The sequence below is a fragment of the Blautia fusiformis genome, assembly GCF_020686995.1.
In the GTDB taxonomy this organism is placed as follows: domain Bacteria; phylum Bacillota; class Clostridia; order Lachnospirales; family Lachnospiraceae; genus Blautia_A; species Blautia_A fusiformis.
The window spans coordinates 83,111-101,964 of record NZ_JAJEPT010000011.1 but is presented as its reverse complement, the minus strand read 5'-3'; the positions used below and the strand labels follow the sequence as shown (position 1 = coordinate 101,964).

Genomic DNA, 18,854 nt, shown 5'->3' with positions numbered 1-18,854 from the left:
CAGTGCTGATGTCAAGACTGCACGCAGGAAAATACCATTCTGGCAATATGCACAAAACCTGTCGAACTATGGTGGATAAGTGAAAAACTTTCCAAAAAGTTTTCCACATGACAAAAATCCGCAAATCCGCTAATAATCAAGTTATGCACAAATTTATCCACATTATCCACAAGGATAACCATGTGGATGAGCTGATTTACATAAATAAATTTAAACATATGTTTTGTGTAAAATGATAAAATTGTAAAAAGTGGGAAAAAAGTTCTTAAAACTATTGACATTTTTAAATTCTAAATATCATAAAATTTATTGCAAAAAAGACATAATATAAAAGAATAAAAACAAATAATCAGATAATAGTGAGTAAATTCTTGAAAAACTAATCTATTTAAAAGGGGGATTATCGGATGTATGGAAATGAGGATAAAAAAGAACAGTGCCCAGTTAAAACGGTCACTGCAAGGTGTTGAAAAGTTATTTTCAGATGTGGATAAGTGTGGATAACCCAAAAATCCTCCGCAGAACCGGAAAGATCTGCGGAGGATTTTTTTAACTGTTTTGTTTCATACGCTTGATCACCTTCAGACGTGTAAACTCTTCGCGCTCTTTTTCCTCCAGAGCATTAGTGATATCTCTGGTGAGGGTTTCATATCTGGGGATGGTGATGTTTTTCAGCGCATTGGCACGCTTCTGGGTTTTCTTGATGTTGGTAGCAAGACGGATGGCGGCGTTTTCGATCATGGAGAGCTGGATGGACAGCTCCTTTACACGCTCGAAGGCTGCCTTGGCCTCGTCCAGGGACAGCTTGGTGCTGTAGTAGGCGTAGGTCGGCGTGTTGCCTGCTTTTTTGTCATATTCCACAAGAGGGATCTCGGTTCCCATAACGCTTCTGGTTTTGATTCGGATGGAATCTTCCACAGGAACGGTATGAGAGATCTGGTCTACGAAAGCGATTCCAATTTCCATATTTGCCTTCTGAAGCGCCGCGTAAGCGGTACGGAAGGTCTCATCGATCTGGGACTGAATGTCCTTTGCCTGATCAATCAGCTCCATCATTTCACGGATCAGGATATTACGCTTTTTGTCCATAAGCTCATAGCCCTGTTTGGAAAGAGCCAGAGAGTTTTTTGCAAGTATAAGATTTCCCTTGGTAGGAAAGGTATTCGGATCCATAAAATCACCTCACTAACGGACGGTTTCTCTGTAATACTGATCCAGAACTTTGGTATCGATACGGTCGAGCTCTTCTCTTGGAAGAAGACCAAGAAGCTCCCAGCCCTTATCCAGAGTTTCGATGATGCTTCGATTCTCTGTTTCTGACTGTCCTACAAACTCTGCCTCGAAGGCTTTTCCGAATACAAGGTATTGCTTATCCAGCGGAGAAAGCTCATCCTCACCGATAACGGATGCCAGAGCTCTTGCGTCGCCTACCTTTGCGTAGCAGGAGAAGAGCTGGTTGGCAACATCCTGATGATCGGCACGTGTGAAGCCTTCACCGATACCGTCCTTCATCAGACGGGACAGGGATGGCAGAACATTGATCGGCGGATAGATCGCCTGACCGTGAAGCTGGCGGTCCAGTACGATCTGGCCTTCTGTGATATATCCGGTAAGGTCTGGGATCGGGTGTGTGATGTCGTCGTTTGGCATGGTCAGGATCGGGATCTGGGTTACAGAACCGGTGCCGCCACGGACGATTCCCGCACGCTCGTAAAGAGTTGCAAGCTCACTGTACAGATATCCGGGATAACCTTTTCGGGAAGGAATTTCACCTTTGGAGGAGGAAACCTCTCGCATGGCCTCGCAGAAGGAGGTGATATCTGTAAGGATTACCAGGATGTGCATGCCTTTTTCAAAAGCAAGATACTCAGCGGCAGTGAGGGCGATCTTCGGTGTCAGAAGACGCTCTACAACCGGATCGTTTGCAAGGTTCAAAAACATCACAACGTGATCGGAGGCACCGCTTTCCTCAAAGGTTCTGCGGAAGAATTCGGCTACGTCATATTTGACGCCCATTGCCGCAAAAACAATGGCGAATTTTTCATCGGAATCTGCTCCCAGGGAAGCCTGCTGAACGATCTGTGCAGCCAGCTTATCATGTGGAAGACCGTTACCGGAAAAGATCGGCAGCTTCTGGCCGCGGATCAGTGTGGTCAGTCCGTCGATAGCGGAGATACCGGTGTTGATATAGTTTCGTGGATATTCACGGGTTACCGGATTCAGCGGAAGCCCGTTAATGTTCAGGCTGACTTCCGGTGTGATCTCGCCAAGCCCGTCAATGGGCTGGCCGATACCGTTAAAGGTACGTCCCAGGATCTCAGGGGAAAGCCCGATCTCCATAGGATGTCCGGTAAGACGTGTGTGTGTATTGCCGAGGGACATATTGTCAGTTCCCTCAAAAACCTGGATAACGGCCTTGTCCTCATAGATTTCCACGATACGGCCGATCTTCTGAGTGCCGTCCTCCATGTGGAATTCCACGATCTCCTCGTAAGATGCATTTTTTACACCCTCAAGGACAACAAGAGGGCCGTTTATTTCACTCAGGCCAAGATATTCGATTGCCATAAACTGATCCCTCCTTTAACCGTTTTTTTCCAGTACATTGTCGTAGAAGCGGTCGATATCTTTATGATATTCATCAAAACGCTCCGGCTCTTTATTTGGAACCTCGTATTTGATGGCGATGATACGTTCAAAGATCTTATCCTCCTTCAGCACGGAAACCGGCATGCCACGGTTTACAAGGGCACGGCATTTTTCGTAGAGATAGAGGATGGTTTCCATCATCAGGAACTGCTTTTCCATAGGAACACTGGTGTCCTCCTGGTGAAAAGCGTTCTGCTGCAGGAAGCCCAGACGGATAACCCTGGCGATCTCCAGCGTCAGCTTCTGATCATCCGGAAGAACATCGCTTCCGATCAGCTTGACGATCTCCATAAGAGAGCTTTCCTGGTTGAGGATAGCCATGATCTGGTTTCTGTCATAAACGAATTTCGGGGAGACATGCTCTCTGTACCAGGGAGTCAGGTCCTCCAGATATTCGCTGTAGCTGGTCAGCCATTGGATGGCAGGAAAGTGACGGGCATAGGCAAGAGCCTTGTCCAGTCCCCAGAAACAGCGGACAAAACGTTTGGTATTCTGTGTGACCGGCTCGGAGAAATCACCGCCCTGAGGGGAAACTGCACCGATAATGGATACGGAACCTTCTGTTCCGTTCAGGTTCTGCATCATTCCCGCGCGCTCATAGAAGGCGGAAAGCTTACTTGCCAGATACGCAGGGAAGCCTTCCTCTGCAGGCATCTCCTCCAGACGTCCGGAAAGCTCACGGAGAGCCTCGGCCCATCGGGATGTGGAGTCTGCCATGATTGCTACGTCATAACCCATATCACGGTAATATTCCGCAAGTGTAACACCTGTGTAGATGGAAGCCTCACGGGCTGCAACCGGCATGTTGGAAGTGTTGGCGATCAGTGTGGTACGGTCCATCATCAGGTTTCCGGATTTCGGGTCGATCAGCTTGCTGAAGTCCTCAAGAACCTGTGTCATTTCGTTTCCGCGCTCGCCACAGCCGATGTAGATGATGATATCTGCGTCAGACCACTTGGCGATCTGGTGCTGTGTCATGGTTTTTCCTGTTCCGAATCCGCCTGGAACTGCAGCAGTGCCTCCCTTGGCAATAGGGAAAAGAGTATCCAGGATTCGCTGTCCAGTAAGGAGCGGAACGCTGGCCGGGAAACGCTTGTAGGTCGGACGTGGAACACGGATCGGCCATTTCTGGGCAAGTGCCAGTTCTTTTTCGGTTCCGTCATCAAGACGGACGGTAACGATGGGCTCCAGAACGTTATAAGCACCGTCAGGAACCGCATGGATAACGGTTCCGTGTGTGATCGTGGGCGGAACCATGGATTTGTGAAGGATGGAGGCGGTTTCCTGTGTTTCAGCGATAACCGTGCCTGCACCGATGACGTCACCTTCCTTTACGGTAATGTGGGTTTCCCATTTTTTTTCTGTGTCAAGAGAGTCAACGCTGACACCACGGGAAATATATTTTCCAGAGGCCTGGGCAATCTCTGCCAGAGGTCTCTGGATACCATCAAAAATATTGTGGATGATTCCCGGACCAAGGAGAACGGAAATGGCGTCTCCTGTTCCGATAACAGTTTCTCCGGGTTTCAGTCCTGTAGTTTCCTCAAAAACCTGTATGGTCGTCATATGTTTCTTGAGACCGATAACTTCTCCAACCAGTTTTTCGGGGCCTACATAGACCATCTCGGAGATCTTGAAGCCGGTGTCGCCCTTGAGGTAGATAACAGGACCGTTAACACCGTAGATAATACCTGTTTTACTCATGTGCTGGACCTCCGTCAAATTTGAATTCTCTGTAAGCTGCCTGATAGCCTTCCTCAAAGGAATTGTCGATGAGGATATTTTTTTCAGGGATTATCGCCTTGATTCCGCCGATAAAGGATTCATCGGAAAGCTTCAGCGGGAAACCGGTCTTTACAGTGAGAGACTTCAGACGGGGTTCATCTTCTTTTGAAAGATAGATCTGGATCTCATCGTGTTCCGCGAAGCAGACAGCTTCCTCGATCTTTGTACAAAGATATTCTTCATAGCGGGGAGATTCCATGAATTTTAGGATCTGTACCCGAACATCTGCAAAAAGTTTTTCTTTTAAGCGGCTCTGCCTGGCAGTCCAGTTTCGCCGGATGTGAAGCTGCTCTGCGGAAAGTGCCTTGTTGATCTCGCGCTTTGCGTTTGCAATCTCGGCTTTGCGGGAACTGGCAGCATTTCCCAGAGACATTTTTTTATGTTCCTCCAGTGCGGCATCCAGGGCTTCCTTGTGTTCCCGGACATCTTTTTCCGCCTGACGGCGTGCTTCGTCCACGGAGGTGTCATAGAAGTGTTTAAGCTTCTCTTCAATTGTCATAATATCACCTGCCTATAATTTTAATCCGATAGCCTCGTTTACATAAGATGTAATAAAATCAGGTCTGCGGCCGGTACCATGTCTGTCAGGAATTTCAATGATGAGAGGTGTTTTGTGATGAAGCTTGACATCATCAATGATCTCAGGAAACTCCCGGCCGAATTTTTCGGTCAGGAGTATGATTCCGATCTCTTTGTCTGCGATGGTGCGCTCCAGAGCTTCCTTCAGTTCGTCGTGCTCATGAACGATCACACCCTCTACACCAGCCAGTCTCATTCCTGTCAGAGTATCAATATTGTCACTGATCAGATACATTTTCATATCAAAGTTTACCAAGGATCATGAAGGAGATGATCAGTCCATAAAGAGCAACACCTTCGGCAAGACCTACGAAGATAAGAGATTTACCAAGGATGCTCTGATCCTCACTGATCGCTCCAAGTGCTGCGCTTGCCGCACTGGCAACGGCAATACCACCACCGATACAGGAAAGTCCGGTAACAAGTGCTGCTGCGATGTAACCCATACCTGTTGCAAGGCCTGCGTCAGCGCCTGTAGCAGCCTGTACGGAAGCTCCGCCTGCAAATGTTACTGCAATGGCAACAAGCATGATCCCGAAGAAGAAAAAGGCGTTGACACCAAGAGCTGTTTTGTAGCGGCCACGGTTTTTTTCGCCGAGAAGATAGTAACCAAATGGAAGAATGATGCTGAGTATAAGTGCAACTGCGATTGTGATCTGTGTAATGACTGTCATGATGATGACCTCCTTAATATTCGTTTAATTGAATGCCCGGATCAGAATGCGTTCCGACTCTGGCATTTTATTTGTTTTTAGAGCAGAACGGCTCGAATTTCCGTCCGCTGCCCTTGTAAAAACGGCTGAACATTTCGTAATATTCCAGACGGAGTACCTGGATACCTACGATCAGGCCCTCCATAGCGCATACAAACAGGTTTCCGAGAATGATGACGATCCAGTTCGGACTGCCGTTCTCTGCGCCTGCAAGCATAAGTACAACCTCCATCATAGCTGCGTGGCTGACTGCAAAAGCACCGATACGCACGAAGGAGAGTGTATTGGAAAAGTAGCTCAGGATAACCTCGAACAGTTCAAAGATACCCTGTACGATAAACATGCCTTTTTCTTTTGGCATAACCTCGGCTTTTTTTTCTACCAGGTTTGTAAGAGGCTCCTTGAAGAAAATAAGAAGCAGCGGTAAAACAAACATAATGGCAAGGACTGCACCACCCGGAACAGCATGCCCGGATACAAAAAGTCCGATGCAGAGAACTGCGGAGCCATAAAATACAAGTCCTGCCACAGCGTTGGTGTCAAACCAGGTTTTTTCAACGTCATGCATCTTAAAGGAATTGATGATGTTGAAAACCATACACAGGAGGATGATTCCCATGCCGAAGCCGATGGCAACAATAAATACGGTATTCAGTTTTCCGATAAAAGGTATGGTCGTCATACTGTTCACAGGCCGCAGCCACAGAGCAGGTATGACATCCTCAAATCCAAAGATGCTTCCGAACATCAGACCGAAAAATGTGGAAAAGACTCCGGCGCAGCTGATGATTCCGGCAAGATCGATATGCTTTAGTTTGTACAGGAGCAATCCTCCGATAAAAAGCAGGAGTCCCTGTCCTGCATCACCGAACATGGCTCCGAAAATAAAGGAGTAGGTGATGGCGACAAACCAGGTGGGGTCCATCTCACCATAGGCGGGAAGTCCGTACATTTTTACATACATTTCAAAGGGCTTGAAAAGCTTCGGGTTTTTCAGCTTGGTCGGTGGCTGATGGTTCTGGTCGTGCTCCGGCGTATTGGTATCTTCTCCGTCTACCAGGCAGAAGATTTTTTCGTCGGATGAGATTTCGGCTTGAAAGGCTCTGGTGTCGGCTTCTGTCATCCAGCCGCAGAGAATATAGAAATTTTCATGCTTTCCGGTGCAGGCAGCCGCTTTACGGACATCGAAATTTCTGGAAAACTGAAGAAGGGTGTTTCTGGCGGTAACGATGGCTTCTGCCTGATCCGCAAGAAATCTCTGGTATTTCTGTTTCTGTGCTTCCAGATGCTTCAGGGCATCCTCGTATTGTTTGCTTACGCTTGAAAATGCCTGCTGGGCAGTTCCGGTATAATTATCCGGCACAAAGATCTTCTCAAAGTGCATAGAAGAGTAGGCGGCATCGATTTTGTGCGCTTCATGCTTCGGTACGAAGTAAACGCCCCAGACGTATTGGTCATCTTCATCACATTTAAGGAAGATCGTGTTCAGATTGTCGTAAATATATTTCTTGAATTTCTCATAATACTGTTTCTCGATACGTCCGAAATGAAAATGGATATACTTCAGATGAAGTATGGATGAAATATCATAATCAATATTTCGGAAGGGACGTATGATCCGCAGTGACTCTTCCAGAGAGGAACATTTTTCTTCCAGTTCGGACTGTTCCTTCTGGAGCTGATCCGCCTGGGAGCGGATCTCCTTTACTGTGGAAAGTGCTGTTTCAATACCCGGGCTTCTGTTGGAAGTGGACGGAGGAGTTTTCAGCTCCTCATAAATGGTATTGATGGAATTTAAGGCATCTCTGTAAGGGTTGACATCCAGGAAAGGCGTCAGACTTTCTACTGTGGTCAGCTCTGAGAGAGCGTTTTCCAGATGGATCTCGTACTTGCACAGGTAGGTGTTTACAACCCGGTCGATATCTGCCTTGGGACCGGTGATGCTCAGAAAATTCATTTTTTCAATCACGTTGCTACCTCCTGGTTATTAACCGTTGCGTATATAACGCAGGGATTGTTCTGGGTCCACGCCATAGCGCACGCATTCAAGGGCAATGGTCAGACGGTTGACTTCATGTTCTTTGTGATATAAATAGGAATAGATGACTGCTACGGAATAGGGATCCTTGCGTGCTTCCTGTTCCAGTATGCTGCGAAGAATATAGTTATAAAATTCTTCCAGACTGGCGACGGTCAGCTGTTCGTATTTTTTACCATAATAAGTCCCATTGAAGATACGACGGAACTCTTCTGGTGTAGGGGCTTCCACAAGGGTGGTGATCTCCTCTTTGCGGAGCTTGTAGTTCATGGGGACCAGCAGTGCGTAAATAGCAGCCGGTTCCATCTGAAAGCAGCGTTTGGAGCGCTGGATGAACTGCAGGTTCAGCATATCGAATTTTTCACCGTAAGCCCTGGTGATCTGTTTCAGATCGTTACCTTTGAAAAGCTTCTTCCGCACATTCCAGATCTGTGAAAAATACGAAAGGTCAAGTGCCATGCCGAAGTCAAAAAGCGTGGCATTTCCACGTTCATTGACCTGAGACAGCGGAATAAAAAAATCATTTCCCTTCAGTGCCGCAATGAATTCATCCATATTGGTGCAGGCGGTAAGCCTGTCAATGTCCAGCTTGGAATGATGTCTGAAAAAATCGCGGTAGGGAGAAATATCTACGGGATCGGTGTCCCGGTGGTCAAAGAGATTCGTCATGATTTCTTTCAGGACGCGGATCTCATAACGCTTCGAGTAAAGCGACAGGAACGTTCGCTGTTCCTGATTTGCAAAGTGGTAAAGCCTTGAAAAATTCAGGAAGATGGATTTCTTCAGGAGTTTTTCTATCTGTCCGCGGTGAAGATCATTTTCATCGAGACCGGACCAGATATTCTGATATTCCGGAGTCCGTTTCAGGTAGGCTGTTACCTGGGGGACATTGGGAAGCTGAACGATTTCTTCCAGCTGCTCATCTGTCACAAGCCTGCTCTGCATGGCGCGGATCTTGGTGGAGAGTCCGCTGTATGAGAGGACAGAGCCCATTGAATCACTTCCTTTCCCTTCAGGTTTCGGTGATGCCTGTTATTTTCTGAAACAGCTCACTGCAAAGACTTTCGTGATGGGCTTCGTAATAGGCATCCAGCCTGGATAGCTGGTCTTCGGTTTCTGCACGAAGCTCATTGATCCGGGCGTCTTTCTCGCGGGCCAGATTTTCACGGATCTTCCGGATCTCGTCGCTGGTTTCTTTTTCAAGTGAAGCGTCGAATTCCTTCGTCTGTTTTTCTGCTTCTTCCGAGAGAGCCTGTTTCTGTCGCGCAGCGTCCTGCATGATGGCATTGGCTGTAGCTTCGATTTCCGAAAGCTTATTTAGGATTTGTTCCATAGCGCCCTCCTTGTTTGTTTATTGTTTATAATTGATTTTTATATGATACACCTTTTTTATGGTAAAAACAACTAAAATTTTGTTAATTTTTCTGCAAACTTTTGAGGGAAATGTGGGTAAAAAGATATTTTTTGGGGTTTTGTGGGAAAAGAGGAAAACCGCAAAGGGGCCATAAAGCCATGGCCCCTCTGCACACCCCTCGGGCTTTTTTTTAGGAGTTCTTGGTTGTGGTGGTGTGAGGTTGTTGACTTGTGTATGTATGCTGCTGTGTTGGATGTGTGAGGTTGAGCCGATGTGTGTGGATGCGGATGGTGTTGGATGTGGACGGCGAGGCGCGTTGCTGTCGCCTGGTTGAGGGGATGTGTATATGGATGTGGATGGCGAAGCGCGTTGCTATTGCTTGGTTGAGGATTTTTTTTATTTTTTGCTTGCGGCGGGGTGGGGGTTACATGTATAGTTGAATATTGGGATGCCTTGCACAGGGTGTTTTATCGGATATTCTGGAAGAGGAATGATGATTTTTTTGGATTTGTGCAGGTATTCTGGTTTGTGTGGCTGGTGGCGGATGTATTATAGTGGTTTCATTGGTTTGGGGAATTGTTATAGACTGCTTTTGCTGGCTGCGAGAGGTAGTTATTTGATTTGTATATTATAGGAAGATTAATTTGGAGGTTATTTATGAGATTACGTAATATTCCCGGGGCGAAGGATGCGATTTTGGAGTGTGACTGGGTGATTGATGAACCGGAGAAGTTTAAAGGGGAATGGGCGAGTGTTTTTGGGGAGAAGAGACCGCTTTTTCTTGAGGTTGGTATGGGAAAAGGGCGTTTCCTGATGGATATGGCGAGGCTGCATCCGGAGAGGAATTATGTTGGGATCGAGATGTATGACAGTGTGCTGCTTCGGGCACTTCAGAAGAGGGAGGAGCTTGAGGAGGCCGGGGAGAAGTTTTCAAATCTGGTGTTCATCCGTGTGGATGCAAGGCTTTTGCCGGAGATTTTTGAGAAGGATGAGGTTGACGGGATTTATCTGAATTTTTCCGATCCGTGGCCGAAGGCCCGTCATGCCAAGAGAAGACTGACTTCCAGGGAGTTTTTGAAGAGGTATGAGCAGGTCCTGAAAAAAGAGGGTACTGTGGAATTTAAGACAGATAACCGTGGATTGTTTGAATTTTCCCTGGAAGAGGTGAAGGAGTCTGACTGGAACCTGGAGGTTTGTACGTTTGATCTTCATCATGATGAGGAGCTGGTGAAGGGAAATGTGATGACGGAGTATGAGGAGAAGTTTTCTTCCATGGGCAATCCGATCTGTAAGATGGTGATCAGACAAAAATAGAAGAGGTAAGGTTAAGTGGTTTTCAGAAGGTATCTGATATCAAAGCTTATCTGGCGCATAGATATTCTGCATTAATATAGAAGGTTGTTTTATCGGGCTGATCTGTAAACAGATCGGCCTGTTTTCATATAATAAATAAGAGGGAGCGTCAAGCAGGAATATACGAATCTGCAGGAGAAGCTGCCTGATCTGCATAAAGAAAGAGGGGAAGATAAGGTTTGAAAAAAAGAAAATCCAACTCATTCCGGCGAAATCTCAACAGTGTAAAACGCGGCGTCAAAAGCCAGGCATTTCAGATCAGAAATTCGCTGTCAGAAATAGAAAAATCACTGAACAAAATTGCATCAAATGAAGATATAAAAAATAAAAAAGAAAAAAATAAAAAAAATTAAAAAAAGGTGTTGACTTTCTTCAAATCATAACGTATAATACAACATGTCTTGAGGAACGAACGAAACAAAAAACGAAAGACAAATAATTAAATAAGCGTCTTTAGCTCAGTTGGTAGAGCACCTGACTCTTAATCAGGGTGTCCAGGGTTCGAACCCCTGAAGACGCACTAAAGGCACTGTTTTTGCAGATATAGAGCTGCGGGGACGGTGTTTTTTTGTTGTGTTTATTCGGGTTTCAGGGGGGATAAGGATATCTGGGCGTGAAGTGATGCGGAGTAAATGGACCGAGATGAAAATGTCGATCATCAGATAGAATCAGAATGTCTAATATAGACACCATGATTATAGGTATAGATCCTTTTGAATAAAGAAAGGATGGTATACTATGGGAGTTTGTAAGAAGATAAAAAGGAGGGCCGGGTCTTGGAAGGGACCCGGCAGAGTATGAAAAGAAAAATAAGTAATGATCTATAAGATGAAAAAGCTTTGTGCTTTATTTGATTAATAATATACCGTCAAAATGTGATGGAACTGTGAGAAGCGTTTTAAAAATTTGTGAGGAAAGTCTAAATATCTTATAAAGTCTGATAAACTGCGAAGAAGTTATTCGGTGTAGAGCCGCGTAGCGAAGCGGATTGCGAATATCCGCTTGACTCGAATCAAGTAAGTCCCCTGCGGGGGGCGAAAAGCAATAGCAGTCGGTGGGGCTTGTAAGAATAGAAAATTCTGAAATTTGTACAAAAATAGTGAAAATAAATAAGACTTTTTTAAGCCGATACGGTATAATAAACCATAGCATAAAAATCCGGAGGGGAAATGAACGAGTATGGATGTGGTACACATGTTATATGAACAGGTGCGGAAATTTTTCTGAGGGGTATAAATGAATATATCTATATTTTATATTCAGCGGAAAATGTGATATCCGGAAAGATGGTTCAATTCTGAGGTATTCAGATGAAAAGGGAGGAGATGGCTATGGAGAAAGTGTTTGAGGCGATCAATGGAGTGTTCAGCTTTATCGGTCCACTGTCTGATTTTCTGTGGGAGTTCCCCACGAATTTTGACTGGTACAGCAGTATCCCGATTCTGGGAAATATATCCTTTGCGATCATATTACTTCTTGGGTCCGGGATTTTTTTCAGTTTCAGGATCGGTTTTATGCAGGTGACTTACTTTAAAAAAGGAATCAGGACCATGACGGAGAAACGTGTTGTGGAAACAGGAATTTCGCCGCTTGCATCGTTTTTCCTGAGTTCAGCTATGCGTGTAGGACCGGGAAATATCCTGGGCGTAACAGGTGCTATTGCAGTGGGTGGACCGGGGGCCCTGTTCTGGATGTGGATATCTGCGTTTTTCGGGATGGCAGTTGCATACATGGAGGGTGTCCTTGCTCAGATTTTCAAGGAGAAGAAGGACGATGAGTTCGTAGGAGGTCTTCCTTTTTATGGGAGAAAGCTTCTTGGAAATAAGGTATGGATCGGTGTTTTTCTTTCGGTATTGTATATTCTGTATGCGCTTTGCTGTCTGCCGGCACAGGGCTTTAACGTTGTTTCATCAGTAGGACGCATGGCAGAGATCGTAACCGGAAAAACCATCCCAAGCGGATCAGCCTTCTATTATATAGTAGGTACGCTGATCGTAATTCTCACAGCAGCTATCGCATTTGGCGGAATCAAAAAAGTATCCAGATGGACAGATATGATGGTGCCGGTGATGGCAGTGCTCTATATGGTAGTAGTGTTACTTCTTATCATATTGAATTTTACCCGTATTCCGTATTTCTTCGGAAGCGTGTTTGCAGGAGCCTTTAAGCCGGATGCATTTTTTGGAGGTGTTTTTGGAACAGTTCTTGCACAGGGCGTAAAACGAGGTTTGATGTCCAATGAGGCTGGTCAGGGAACGATCACCATGTCAGCAGCAGCAGCTGACGCAAAGCATCCATGTGAGCAGGGTGTGATCGCTTCTCTGGGAGTTTTTCTTGATACCATTGTGATCTGTACACTTACCGGATTTGTGGTAGTTATGGCACATTGCTGGACAGGAGCAGATGCGGAAAACTGGCAGGCTCTTGATAAACTTCCTAAATATACGGAGTCCATTGCTGTGCTGACTCCGGGAACTGCAATGAACGGGATCGTTACATTTCTTGTAACCTTATGTTTCTGCCTGTTTGCATTTACCTGTCTGCTTGGAATGATCAGCTTTTCGGAAATCGCAGCAAACCGTATCCGCAAGGATAAGATATGTATTAATTTTGTACGCTGCATCGGTCTTTTTGTTGCCGCATTTGGTATTCTCTGTAATATCGCAGGACTGGAGCTTGGAAATCTCTGGGCATTTTCTGATCTTGGAAATATTCTGATCGTATTTTTCAACGTACCGATCGTTTATGTCGGTGCGAAATATGTTTTCCGGGCGACCAGACATTATAAGAAGAATGACGGTACTCCGTTTACATCGGAGATAATTGGAAGAAATGACTGCGCTTACTGGGATGAGCAGGCAAAAAAAACAGTGAAAAATTTTTCCGGAAAATAAAAAGTCCGGCGGGAGATAAAATTAGCATTGTAAAAGTGCATGTACTCATTTATAATGAGTAACAGATTCTAAAGATGTTATAAATAACAGGAGGAAAGCCTTGAAAAGAGAATTAGTTATTGTCATTGATTTTGGCGGTCAGTACAATCAGCTGGTTGCAAGACGTGTCAGAGAATGTAATGTATATTGCGAAATTTATTCTTACAAGACAGATCTTGAGAAGATTAAAGCGATGAATCCTAAGGGAATCATCCTTACCGGCGGACCAAACAGCTGCTATGAGGCAGATTCACCGACTTACCAGAAGGAATTATTTGAGCTTGGTATTCCGGTACTTGGACTTTGCTATGGAGCACAGCTCATGATGCATGTCCTTGGCGGAAAAGTTGAGAAAGCAGATGTCAGCGAATACGGTAAGACAGAGCTTCTCATCGATAAGAAAGATTCCAGGATCTTCAAAAATGTATCCGACAAAACAATCTGCTGGATGAGCCATACAGACTATATTTCCCAGACTGCACCGGGATTTGAGATCGCTGCACATACTGCAGACTGTCCGGTAGCAACTGCACAGAATGAAGAGAAGAAACTGTATGCGATCCAGTTCCATCCGGAAGTACTGCACACAGTAGAAGGAAAGACAATGCTGTCCAACTTCGTGCTTGGTGTCTGCGAATGTGCCGGAGACTGGAAGATGGATGCCTTTGTTGAACACACGATCAAAGAGATCCGCGAGAAAGTCGGTGATGGAAAAGTTCTCCTTGCCCTGTCAGGTGGTGTAGATTCCTCCGTAGCAGCAGGACTTCTTTCCAGAGCGATCGGCAAGCAGCTTACCTGTGTGTTTGTAGATCATGGTCTTCTTCGTAAGGATGAAGGTGATGAGGTTGAAGGTGTATTCGGACCGAATGGTCAGTTTGACCTGAACTTTATCCGCGTGAATGCACAGCAGAGATATTACGACAAGCTTGCCGGTGTTACAGAGCCTGAAGCGAAGCGTAAGATCATCGGTGAGGAATTTATCCGTATCTTCGAGGAGGAAGCCAAGAAGATCGGTGCTGTAGATTTCCTTGCACAGGGAACCATTTATCCGGACGTTGTAGAGAGCGGTCTCGGCGGAGAATCCGCAGTGATCAAATCCCACCATAACGTAGGCGGCCTTCCGGATTTCGTTGATTTCAAAGAAATCATTGAGCCGCTTCGTGACCTGTTTAAAGATGAGGTCCGTAAAGCCGGCCTTGAGCTTGGAATTCCGGAAAGACTGGTATTCCGTCAGCCATTCCCGGGCCCGGGACTTGGAATCCGTATCATCGGTGAAGTCACCGAGGAAAAAGTACGCATCGTACAGGATGCAGACTACATCTACCGTGAAGAAGTCGACAATGCAGCCGCCGACTATAAGAAAGAACACGGAGAAGATCCGTCCTGGATGCCGAACCAGTACTTTGCAGCCCTTACAAATATGCGAAGCGTAGGTGTAATGGGAGACTTCAGAACATACGATTATGCAGTGGCGCTTCGCGCCGTTAAGACTATTGACTTCATGACTGCGGAGTCTGCTGAGATTCCTTATGCAGTACTTAATAAGGTGATGAACCGCATTATTAATGAGGTTAAGGGCGTAAACCGCGTATTCTATGATCTTACAAGTAAGCCGCCTGGAACGATTGAGTTTGAATAATGAGCAAAATCCCAGAAATCCTTTATTTACAAGGGTTTCTGGGATTTTATTTTTGCCCGTGATGCTACGGTGATGTTAATGGGGAGAAAGTGTCTTATTTTTGGGGATTTTTTGTTATTATATGATACTGTACGTTTCATACGTTTTTATCTTCTGCATTATCATTTGTGGCTCTTACTTCATTGAGAGCGTCAGCAAGCTTCCTGTCTTTTCCTGGATACAAATGAGCATAAACTTTCCAGGTTGTTTCCGGTGATTCATGTCCAAGCCGGTCCGAAATCTCTTTGATAGAAAACTTCATGTCAATCAGCATACTTGCGTGGGAATGGCGAAGATCATGGATCCTGATCTCCGGAAGACCAGATCTGGCAGTTGCACGTTTAAATTCTGACCGCATACCGGATTTCTGAAAATAGAAGATACGCTCATCTGGTTCTATAGCCATGCTGGCAACATAATCCTGAAGCTCTTTATATAGAGATTGCGGAATGTTCACGACACGTTTGCTCTTTTCGGTTTTGGGTGTCTGGAAGTATTGCTCGCCTTTTATAACCACAAAGTTCTTGTTAATTGATATGGAGTAGTCCGGCAGGATATCCGCCGGAGTAATAGCCAGAACTTCTGCAGATCGGAGTCCTCCATAGAACATGAGGCTGAACGCCATCCGGTACGCACTTTTCTTTTCAAAGGTAAGGAAGTAGTCAAATTGCTCTCTGGTCCAGATGTTCATTTCATCTGCACTGCTTTTCCCGATCGCACCAGCTGCAAGGCATGGATTGCTCCGGAGCTTATAGTATTTGACAGCATAATTCATGATAGCAGACATCTGGTTATTGATGGTCTTCAGATACGTCTGAGAATAAGGATTTCCCTTATCGTCCCTGTAATTAATCATGGCATCTTGCCATCGATGGATCACGATCGGAGTAATGTCACCGATCTTCATATCTTTAAAGAATGGCAGCAGTTTCATGTCTATTAGATACTGCTTATTTTCCAGAGTGGTCAGTTTCAGCCGGGAGCTGCAGTCTGACATATAATTCTTGATCAGAGCAGAAAACAGGATATCTGGATCCTTGGCTCCCTGCGCCAGAAAGTCACGTTCCCATTCTATAGCCTCTTTTTTGGTAGAAAACCCCCTTTTGCATTTGTGCTGACGCTTGCCAAGCCAATCATCATAGTAGAAGTTGGCGTACCATTTTGTCTTTCCATCTTTGGTAAAATACTTATAAGCCGGCATCTGAATCCTCCATTACTAAACAAATGTAATCAACAAATGTTTGACAAAAATGTTGAATATAGATATAATGTACTTAACAAGAGAACCGTTGGTCAGTGTACACCTGACCGCCGGATAGAGTAGTAACTAAAAAATAGCGCCTTACTTTACCAGAGCAGGGGCGCTATTTTTTATGCATTAAATTGATAACAAGAGTTACAACTGCACAAAGCATAATTACAAAAGTAAATAAATCACCATATGTAACCATCAGCACCAGCCTCCTTTCACAAAAGTGTCCGGCGGCTGACATAACACCCCAACGGTTCCCCAGTTAAATATACTATTCTGTTTTTTCTTCTTCCATCTTCTCCATCATTCCCAAAAAGATACGTTTTCCCTTCTTGGATAACTGACGGTACCGCAGGATGATATCCTGTTCGTCTTCTGAAGCAATGGCACAGCTGTATTCAGAATTACCCACAAGGTAATCCATAGAGGTGTCGAGGGCTTTTGACAGGCTTGCAGTGGCATCTATTCCAGGAACAGTCTTTCCGGCCAGAATGTCACAGCAGGTTTCCTCTGTCAGCGTTGATTTTTTGATCAGGTCCGGAAGGCTCATCTGCAACTGAGCCAAACGGGCTTTTATTCTTGCCTGCACTGCGGAAACTTCTTTCGGATCCGCAACAGCATATCTTGAAGTAGTTCGGCCAAGAATGTAATCTGCTGGCACACCGAAGCATGCAGCACTGCGATTAACAAATTCTGTTGACGGGAAAGAGTAACCTCTTTCGACATTCGATACTACTTGGCCAGAAAAACCTATTGCTTTTCCAAGTTCGGACTGACGCAGATTAGCCTCAGCCCGCAATTCTTTTATTCGTTCACCAATTGTCATAAAAACTATTCCTCTTATTAATATCTGCCACCGCGTTGGATTCCAATATCAGAAATCTTATCATTATCAATTATGAAACCTATATCTTCTGATACCTTATATGAAACCGACTTGCCTGAATTCGGTTCTGGCTTTGGAATTATTTTTCCACAAAATTCAGCACCTTCAAATAGTACGACTACGGATACTGCGCTACTGTCAATAGAAGAAATAGTACTTTCGATATCCTCTGGATCAGCAGCTTCAATCTGGGCATTGTACATCTCAACCAGTTTCTTTTGAGCGTCGGTAGCGGTGGTGTCATCATAGCCTACCTGTACTGAAAAATATTTGGAATCATACGCTGAAAATAAATTCGAAATTGTATCACCAATTTTTATGCCACGAAATGTTTTGCTATCAGGATAAGCAGAGGCCATTATATGATCTTCTGAATCAGGTATCTCAATAGGAGCGTCATTTTTATCGTATAATTTAAAATCTTCCAGTGAAAACCATTTTTCCTGATTCTCATATTGTGAAAGCAGTTCTTTGGCAGCTCCTTCTGGCTTATATTCCCCTGTTTTGTAGTCTTTAATTTCAAACGCGGTTGCATCAGCGGAAACCGGATTGACCCAATAATAAATCAGATCATCACTACTACTGTGGATATTCGTTATAGAAGAGCAACTCCAAGTATTGTCTTTTGTATAGTAGCAGACCGCCTCCATGGCTACGCCATCTGCTGATAAAATTACTTGTGCAACTGTTTGAGAATCTTCTTTTTTCTCTAAATCGTAAGAGGAAACCTTTTTAACACCCATATCATTCAACGACTCGGAAATTGCATCGGATAATTGGGAAGCATCTCCAGAAACGTATTTTTGATCGATATTAATGCCATAATCGGATGCTGCGAATACAGGGATAGTATTGGCAAAAATCAATGAGCAGGTAAGTGCAATCATTTTCTCTTTCATAGTCATTCCCCTCTTTTGCTTCGGTACCACTCGAAGCTTATTATTTTGCTTTCTTAAGAGGCTCGGCAGCATCTTCTTCCTGTCGTTTTAAACATTTTATGTACCCCTTCAATTCACCTCGAAATTCCAACTGCGCATCATGCGGAAGTGATCTAAATAAAGAAAGAACTTCCGATTCAAATTCAGAGCAGCGGTATTCTTGTTCTATTCCTGTAAGTAAAAATTCACAGGATGTATTTAGCAAATGTGCTATTTTTAGAAGCTTATCCGCGGAGGGAGGGCTACTATCCCATCTACGGATAGTTCCATTACCAAAACCTGCCTGTTCTTCCAAAAGCTTTAAATTCAAGTCTTTTTCTTTTGAAAGATTCTTGATTCGAGAAACCAAAGACATAATGATAAAAAACCTCCGATTTAGCAAATATGCGAAAAAAGTATTGACAACTAGCAAATATGCTATTATTATTAAAAATGTAATAAACAAATGTTTAATGCAAAACAAAAAAAGAGAGAGTTACATCGATGATAAATCGGAGAGCAATGCTTTGTTGTTTTCTTCAATCATGGCCGCCACAGCAATGATAAGAGCCTCAGCAGATGCTTCTGACATAACAGTGTTTCCGGCAGGAATACCGTTTCTTAATAATTCAGAAAGAATCCGGCGGTTTTCGTCACCATAACGTTTAAGCCCAATTCTTCTGAGATTATCAATCCAATTATCCATGATAACTCCTT

Annotated in this window: 18 protein-coding genes and 1 tRNA gene; 5 read left to right on the top strand and 14 right to left on the bottom strand. The window is 44.6% G+C overall.

Features of this window, described 5'->3' with window-relative positions; genetic code table 11:
• Positions 1 to 549 precede the first annotated feature (549 nt).
• The 9 genes from LKD46_RS10760 to LKD46_RS10720 form a co-directional block, all read right to left on the bottom strand.
• Positions 550 to 1,173 (bottom strand): V-type ATP synthase subunit D, encoded by a 624-nt coding sequence (locus LKD46_RS10760; protein WP_059086266.1) that lies wholly within the window; start codon positions 1,171 to 1,173, stop codon positions 550 to 552.
• 12 nt (positions 1,174 to 1,185) lie between these two features.
• Positions 1,186 to 2,568 carry a V-type ATP synthase subunit B gene (locus LKD46_RS10755; protein ID WP_015525388.1) on the bottom strand — a complete coding sequence of 461 codons (1,383 nt, stop codon included), beginning with the start codon at positions 2,566 to 2,568 and terminating at the stop codon, positions 1,186 to 1,188.
• Between the two features lie 15 nt (positions 2,569 to 2,583).
• Positions 2,584 to 4,353, bottom strand: a complete 1,770-nt coding sequence (locus LKD46_RS10750) for a V-type ATP synthase subunit A (RefSeq protein ID WP_227574135.1) — start codon at positions 4,351 to 4,353, stop codon at positions 2,584 to 2,586.
• Positions 4,346 to 4,933 (bottom strand): V-type ATP synthase subunit E, encoded by a 588-nt coding sequence (locus LKD46_RS10745; RefSeq protein ID WP_118515355.1) that lies wholly within the window; start codon positions 4,931 to 4,933, stop codon positions 4,346 to 4,348. Before LKD46_RS10745 ends, LKD46_RS10750 begins: the two co-directional genes overlap by 8 nt.
• Before the next feature lie 12 nt (positions 4,934 to 4,945).
• Entirely contained in the window at positions 4,946 to 5,254 is a 309-nt protein-coding gene (locus tag LKD46_RS10740) for a V-type ATP synthase subunit F (RefSeq protein WP_021653137.1), read from the bottom strand.
• 1 nt (position 5,255) lies between these two features.
• On the bottom strand, positions 5,256 to 5,687 hold the full coding sequence (locus LKD46_RS10735) for an ATP synthase subunit C (RefSeq protein WP_227574134.1): 432 nt from the start codon (positions 5,685 to 5,687) through the stop codon (positions 5,256 to 5,258).
• Between the two features lie 67 nt (positions 5,688 to 5,754).
• Positions 5,755 to 7,695 (bottom strand): V-type ATP synthase subunit I, encoded by a 1,941-nt coding sequence (locus tag LKD46_RS10730; protein WP_118625180.1) that lies wholly within the window; start codon positions 7,693 to 7,695, stop codon positions 5,755 to 5,757.
• An 18-nt stretch (positions 7,696 to 7,713) separates the two neighbouring features.
• Positions 7,714 to 8,757 carry a V0D/AC39 family V-type ATPase subunit gene (locus tag LKD46_RS10725; RefSeq protein ID WP_227574133.1) on the bottom strand — a complete coding sequence of 348 codons (1,044 nt, stop codon included), beginning with the start codon at positions 8,755 to 8,757 and terminating at the stop codon, positions 7,714 to 7,716.
• A gap of 19 nt (positions 8,758 to 8,776) precedes the next feature.
• The gene (locus LKD46_RS10720; RefSeq protein WP_227574132.1) at positions 8,777 to 9,097 is read right to left on the bottom strand and encodes a hypothetical protein; all 321 of its coding nucleotides are present in this window, start codon (positions 9,095 to 9,097) and stop codon (positions 8,777 to 8,779) included.
• A gap of 678 nt (positions 9,098 to 9,775) precedes the next feature.
• Between LKD46_RS10720 and trmB the strand changes: the two genes are divergently transcribed.
• From trmB to guaA, 5 genes are all read left to right on the top strand, one after another.
• Positions 9,776 to 10,432 carry a tRNA (guanosine(46)-N7)-methyltransferase TrmB gene (gene trmB, locus LKD46_RS10715; protein ID WP_092072632.1) on the top strand — a complete coding sequence of 219 codons (657 nt, stop codon included), beginning with the start codon at positions 9,776 to 9,778 and terminating at the stop codon, positions 10,430 to 10,432.
• Positions 10,433 to 10,650: 218 nt separating this feature from the next.
• Positions 10,651 to 10,824, top strand: a complete 174-nt coding sequence (locus LKD46_RS10710; protein WP_173739392.1) for a hypothetical protein — start codon at positions 10,651 to 10,653, stop codon at positions 10,822 to 10,824.
• Between the two features lie 94 nt (positions 10,825 to 10,918).
• A tRNA-Lys gene (locus LKD46_RS10705) sits at positions 10,919 to 10,991 on the top strand.
• 811 nt (positions 10,992 to 11,802) lie between these two features.
• The gene (locus LKD46_RS10700) at positions 11,803 to 13,365 is read left to right on the top strand and encodes an alanine/glycine:cation symporter family protein (RefSeq protein ID WP_118515345.1); all 1,563 of its coding nucleotides are present in this window, start codon (positions 11,803 to 11,805) and stop codon (positions 13,363 to 13,365) included.
• Positions 13,366 to 13,465: 100 nt separating this feature from the next.
• On the top strand, positions 13,466 to 15,043 hold the full coding sequence (gene guaA / locus LKD46_RS10695; protein WP_021652384.1) for a glutamine-hydrolyzing GMP synthase: 1,578 nt from the start codon (positions 13,466 to 13,468) through the stop codon (positions 15,041 to 15,043).
• Positions 15,044 to 15,179: 136 nt separating this feature from the next.
• Here the strand turns inward: guaA and LKD46_RS10690 are convergent, their stop codons facing one another.
• The 5 genes from LKD46_RS10690 to LKD46_RS10670 all read right to left on the bottom strand — a co-directional run bounded on the left by LKD46_RS10690 (position 15,180) and on the right by LKD46_RS10670 (position 18,843).
• Positions 15,180 to 16,283 (bottom strand): site-specific integrase, encoded by a 1,104-nt coding sequence (locus tag LKD46_RS10690; protein ID WP_227574131.1) that lies wholly within the window; start codon positions 16,281 to 16,283, stop codon positions 15,180 to 15,182.
• Positions 16,284 to 16,605: 322 nt separating this feature from the next.
• The gene (locus tag LKD46_RS10685; protein WP_173758000.1) at positions 16,606 to 17,160 is read right to left on the bottom strand and encodes a helix-turn-helix domain-containing protein; all 555 of its coding nucleotides are present in this window, start codon (positions 17,158 to 17,160) and stop codon (positions 16,606 to 16,608) included.
• A 17-nt stretch (positions 17,161 to 17,177) separates the two neighbouring features.
• Entirely contained in the window at positions 17,178 to 18,119 is a 942-nt protein-coding gene (locus LKD46_RS10680) for a hypothetical protein (RefSeq protein ID WP_227574130.1), read from the bottom strand.
• A gap of 40 nt (positions 18,120 to 18,159) precedes the next feature.
• Positions 18,160 to 18,513 carry a helix-turn-helix domain-containing protein gene (locus tag LKD46_RS10675; protein ID WP_117628360.1) on the bottom strand — a complete coding sequence of 118 codons (354 nt, stop codon included), beginning with the start codon at positions 18,511 to 18,513 and terminating at the stop codon, positions 18,160 to 18,162.
• A 120-nt stretch (positions 18,514 to 18,633) separates the two neighbouring features.
• Positions 18,634 to 18,843 carry a hypothetical protein gene (locus tag LKD46_RS10670; RefSeq protein ID WP_055222080.1) on the bottom strand — a complete coding sequence of 70 codons (210 nt, stop codon included), beginning with the start codon at positions 18,841 to 18,843 and terminating at the stop codon, positions 18,634 to 18,636.
• Positions 18,844 to 18,854 lie beyond the last annotated feature (11 nt).